This window comes from Cellulomonas sp. P4_B5_2 (genome assembly GCF_056402235.1).
On record NZ_JBFUHU010000268.1, the window covers coordinates 1 to 5,304 of the forward strand.

Below are 5,304 nucleotides of genomic sequence, written 5' to 3' on the forward strand. Positions count from 1 at the left end.
GGTGCGCGCGGACCCACGCCGGGTCCAGGTCGGCGTCCTCCACCAGCAGACCGCCCCCGGCCGCGACCACGGCGGCCGCGTTCAGCCGCTGCTCGCCGTTGCCGATGGGGAGCGGCACGTAGACCGCCGGGATCCCCAGCGCGGCCTGCTCGCACACGGTGCCGGCGCCGGAGCGACCGATCACGACGTCGGCGACGGCCAGCGCGAGCTGCATCTCGGTGAGGTACTCGCGCACGTGGTACCGCTCGGCACCGGGCACGTCGACCAGCGCGGAACGCACGGCGTCGGCCTTGCCCGCCCCCGTCAGGTGCAGCACCTGGATCCCCGCGGAGAGCAGGTCCGCCGCGGCGCCCGCGACGGCCGCGTTGACGCTCACGGCACCGAGCGAACCGCCGGACACGAGCAGCGTGGGCAGTGCGGCGTCCAGACCGAGCTCGGCGGCTGCCGCGGCACGCGTGCCCTCCCGGTCCACGGACCGCTGCTCGATCAGGCGCGCGATCGGCGCCCGGAGGGGCAGGCCGGTGACCTGCGCGCCGCGCAGCGCGGTGCCCGGGAACGTCACGGCCACCGAGCGGGCCCAGCGGGCACCGAGCCGGTTGGCCAGACCCGGACGCGCGTTCTGCTCGTGGATGACGACCGGCAGCTTCCGGCGGCGCGCGGCCAGGTAGGCCGGGGTGGCGACGTACCCGCCGAAGCCGACGACCACCTGGGCGCCCGACTCGTCGATCGCCGCGCCCGCCGCCCGGACGGCGTCGCGCAGCCTGGCCGGGAGCCGGAACCAGTCGAGCGTCGGGCGGCGCGGCAGCGGGACGCGCGGGACGACCGCGAGCGGCAGACCGTGCTCCGGGACCAGTCGGGACTCGAGGCCCTCCGCCGTCCCGAGGACCGTCAGCCGGGCGTTCGGGTGTCGCCGCAGCAGCTCGTCGGCGACCGCGAGCAGCGGGTTCACGTGGCCGGCGGTCCCCCCGCCGGCGAGCAGGACGGAGGGCGCCGGGCGGTGCTCAGCCACGGGACCGCCCGATGACGGCGAGCGAGCGCCGCACGACGCCCGGCCGGGCGGCCAGCGCCTCGGCGGCACCCGGTTCCGAGCGCGCGAACGCGATGAGCACGCCCAGCGCGGCCATGGTCATGATCAGCGCCGAGCCGCCCGCGGACACCAGCGGCAGCGGGATGCCGATCACCGGAGCGAGCCCGATGACGACGGCGATGTTGACCAGCGCCTGCCCGATGATCCAGCAGAGGATCGCGCCCGTGGTGATCTGCACGAACGGGTCGGTGTGCCGGCGGATGACGCGGATCATGGCGAACGCCAGCAGGCCGAACAGGCCGAGCACGAGCAGCGTGCCGATGAGCCCGAGCTCCTCGCCGAGGATCGCGAAGATGAAGTCGTTGTGCGCGGCCGGCAGGTAGGACCACTTCTCGCGGCTCTCCCCCAGGCCGAGGCCGCCCCAGCCGCCGCTCGCCAGCCCCCAGCCGCCGTGCAGCGTCTGGTAGCAGGAGGACGCGGCGTCGCACTCGTCGGACAGCCAGCTGGTGATGCGGGCCGTGCGGTTGCCGCTGGTGAGGGTCAGCAGCGCAGTCAGCCCACCGGCCAGCAGTGCGGCGAACCCGAAGATCCGCATGGGCACCCCGGCCACGAACATCGCGCCGGCGACGAGCATGATGAGCACCAGCGCGGTGCCGAGGTCGTGCCCGGCCAGCACGACGAGGATCGCGACGCCGGCCACCGGCACGGCAGGTATCAGGGCGTGCTTCCACTGCCGCAGGAGCGTCAGCTTGCGCGCGAGCACCGCGCCCAGCCAGATCGCCAGCGCGAGCTTGATGGTCTCGGACGGCTGCGCGGAGATGCCCCCGACGCAGACCCAGTTCTGGTTGCCGCCCGCTCCGCAGCCCAGCGGCGTGAACACCGTCAGCTGGAACACGATGGCGAACGCCAGCGCGGGCCACGCGATCGCCTGGAAGAACCGCACGGGCGCCCGGGACAGGCCGAACAGGACGGGCAGGCCGATCAGCGCGTACTTGGCCTGGTCGAGGAACACCGCGTACGGCGAGTGTCCGTCGTCGAGGGACTCCACGCTCGAGCTCGACAGGACCATGACGAGCCCGATCACGAGCAGGAGGGCGGTCGCACCGATCAGCACGTAGTAGCTGGTCACCGCGCTGTTCCACTGGCCGAGCAGGGAGCTGGTCGAGGCACCGGGATCGTCCGTGCGGCGCACGCTCGGGCGCGGGGTCGTGGCGGTCATGCGTCCCCGCCGAGCGCACGCACGGCTGCGGAGAACTGATCACCCCGTGCGGCGTACGACGTGAACTGGTCCATCGAGGCGCAGGCGGGGGCGAGCAGCACCGTGACCGGCCCGGCGCCCGCGGACGCGAGCCGCCTGGCCTCCTGCACGGCGCGGGTCATCACCGTGCCAGTCTCACCGGCGTCGACCTCGACCACGGGGACCTCAGGTGCGTGTCGGGCGAGCGCCTCGCGCAAGGGAGCGCGGTCGACGCCGATGAGCACGACCGAACGGAGCCGGTCCCGCCGCGCGACGACGAGCTCGTCGAACTGCGCACCCTTGGCCAGGCCGCCCGCGATCCACACGACGCTCCCGGCGGGGAACGCGCCGAGGGCGGCGGACGCGGCGTGCGCGTTGGTCGCCTTCGAGTCGTCCACGTACGCGGCGCCGTCGACGACCGCGACCGTGGCGAGCCGGTGCGCGCCCGGTCCGTAGGCGCGCAGGCCGTCGCGGATCGCCGCCGGGTCGACGTCGTGCGCGAGGGCGAGCGCAGCAGCCGCGAGGGCGTTCGCGACGACGTGCGGCGGGACRGTGCCGTCGGGCCCGGCCAGCTGCACGAGGTCCGCCAGCGTGCCGAGCTCGGCCGCGTGCGTGTGCCGGAGYCGGGCGAACCCGCGGTCGACCAGCACGTCCTCGACCATGCCGACCTGTCCGACGAGCGGCGTCCCCAGCGTGAACCCGACGGCGACGCAGCCGTCGACGACGTCGGCCTCGCGGGCCAGGCCCTCGGTCGCCGGGTCCGTCAGGTTGTAGACGCACGCCACCTGCGCGCGCTCGAAGATGCGGCCCTTGTCGGCGGTGTACGCGTCCAGCGAGCCGTGCCAGTCCAGGTGGTCCGGCGCGAGGTTCAGCACGGYGGCGGCCTGCGCGGACATCGAGTGCGTGAAGTGGAGCTGGAAGCTGGACAGCTCGACCGCGAGGACGTCGAGGGTCGGATCGGTCGCCGCGAGAACCACGGGCGTCCCGACGTTGCCGACGGCGAGCGCGTTCTCCCCCGCGGCCCGCAGGATCGACTCGAGCATGCCCACGGTCGTCGTCTTGCCGTTGGTGCCGGTGACGGCCAGCCACGGCGCCGGTCCGCCGCCGGCCGCGCGGTCGACGCGCACGTGCCACGCCAGCTCGACCTCGCTCCACACGGGGATCCCGCGCTCCAGCGCCGCCGCGAGCAGGGGGTGGTGCGGCGCGAGCCCCGGCGACGCGACGACGAGGTCCGCGCGGTCCAGCACCGAGCCCTCGAGCAGCTCCGCCGAGCCGATGACGTCGTCGGCGTGGTCGTCCACGGGCACCACCCGGGCTCCCCGGGAGGCCAGCACCTCGGCCGCCGCCCGTCCGGAGACCCCGAGCCCGGCGACGACCACCAGGGCGCCCTCCAGCACGAGATCGGACACCTACCCGGCCACCCACTCCGCGTAGAAGATGCCGACACCCAGCGCGACGAACAGCCCGGCGATGATCCAGAACCGGATGACGATCGTGACCTCGCCCCACCCCGAGAGCTCGAAGTGGTGGTGCAGCGGTGCCATCTTGAAGACCCGTCTCCCGGTCAGCTTGAAGAAGCCGATCTGGATCACGTCCGACATGACGATGACCACGAAGAGGCCGCCGATGATCGCGGCGAGGATCTCGGTGCGGGACAGGATCGACAGACCGGCCAGAGCGCCGCCGAGGGCGAGCGACCCGGTGTCCCCCATGAAGATCTTGGCGGGGCTGGCGTTCCACCAGAGGAACCCGAAGCACGCGCCGGTGATCGCGGCGGCGACGACCGCGAGGCCCATCGGGTCCCGGGTCTCGTAGCAGCGTGGCCCGGCGCTGGCCAGGAACTGGCACGACTGGTTGAACTGCCACACGCAGACGATGACGTACGCGCCGAACACGATGAGCGAGACGCCGGTGGCCAGCCCGTCCAGCCCGTCGGTGAGGTTCACCGCGTTGGACCAGGCGGTGATGAGGAAGTTGGCCCAGACGACGAACAGGATCACCCCGACCGTCACGCCCCAGAACGCGAGGTCCAGGGTGGTGTCGCGGATGAACGAGATGTGCGTGGAGGCCGGCGTCCGGAAGCTGTCGTTGGGGAACTGCAGGGCCGCCACCGCGAACGCGATGCCGACGATGCCCTGTCCGGCGATCTTCCACCGCGCGCTCAGGCCGAGGCTGCGCTGCCGCGAGATCTTGATGAAGTCGTCGAGGAAGCCGACGACGCCGAGACCGGTCATGAGGAACAGGACCAGCACGGCGGACGCGCTCGGCACCGTCCCGGTCGCGAGCAGACCTCCGATCCAGCCGAGCAGCGTCGCGCCGATGATGACGACGCCGCCCATGGTCGGCGTGCCGCGCTTGGTGAAGTGCGCGGTCGGCCCGTCCTGCCGGATGAACTGGCCGTACTGCTTGTGCACCAGGTACCGGATGAACAGCGGCGTGCCCAGCAGCGCGATGAGCATCGAGAGCCCACCGGAGATGAGGACCGCCCTCATCGGGCAGCCCCCTCGACCAGCACGTCGCCCAGCTTCCACAGCCCGGCGCCGTACGACGACTTGACCAGCACGACGTCCCCGGGACGCAGCTCGCTCTCGAGGAACGCGGTCGCGACCTCCAGGTCGTCCGCGAGCACCACCTCGTCGCCCCACGACCCCTCGTGGTTGGCGCCGTCGCGGATGGCGCGGGCGCCGTCGCCGACGACGATCGTCAGGCCGATGTTGAGCCGGACGCACAGGCGCCCGATGGCGTCGTGCGCCTCGCGCGCTCCCGGTCCGAGCTCGAGCATCTCGCCCAGCACGGCGATCGAGCGACGGTCCCGGCCGGCGAGCACGGCCAGCGCCTTGAGCGCCGCACGCATGGAGTCGGGGTTCGCGTTGTAGGAGTCGTCGACGATGGTGACGCCGTCGGGGCGGTCGACCACGTGCATGCGGTGCGGGCTCAGGGCGTCGGCCGCGCTCAGTCCCGCGGCCACCTCGTCCAGCTCGAGCCCGACGGCGAGCGCGGCCGCCGCGGCGCCGAGGGCGTTGTGCACGTGGTGCTCACC

The 5,304-nt window shown here is 73.3% G+C and carries 5 protein-coding genes; all 5 read right to left on the reverse strand.

Going from position 1 to position 5,304, the window contains the following annotated elements; translation table 11 throughout:
• The coding region (locus AC1DUQ_RS17080) for a UDP-N-acetylglucosamine--N-acetylmuramyl-(pentapeptide) pyrophosphoryl-undecaprenol N-acetylglucosamine transferase (RefSeq protein ID WP_477074195.1) at window positions 1-1,009 on the reverse strand (1,009 nt) is incomplete at its 3' end.
• Complete coding sequence (gene ftsW, locus AC1DUQ_RS17085; RefSeq protein ID WP_477063079.1) at window positions 1,002-2,246, reverse strand: putative lipid II flippase FtsW; 1,245 nt, start codon at window positions 2,244-2,246, stop codon at window positions 1,002-1,004. The genes ftsW and AC1DUQ_RS17080, both read right to left, overlap by 8 nt.
• Window positions 2,243-3,673: a UDP-N-acetylmuramoyl-L-alanine--D-glutamate ligase gene (gene murD, locus AC1DUQ_RS17090; protein WP_477074196.1), complete on the reverse strand. Its 1,431-nt coding sequence runs from the start codon at window positions 3,671-3,673 to the stop codon at window positions 2,243-2,245. Before murD ends, ftsW begins: the two co-directional genes overlap by 4 nt.
• Window positions 3,674-4,756, reverse strand: a complete 1,083-nt coding sequence (gene mraY / locus AC1DUQ_RS17095) for a phospho-N-acetylmuramoyl-pentapeptide-transferase (protein ID WP_477063077.1) — start codon at window positions 4,754-4,756, stop codon at window positions 3,674-3,676.
• The coding region (locus AC1DUQ_RS17100) for a glutamate ligase domain-containing protein (RefSeq protein ID WP_477074197.1) at window positions 4,753-5,304 on the reverse strand (552 nt) is incomplete at its 5' end. The genes mraY and AC1DUQ_RS17100, both read right to left, overlap by 4 nt.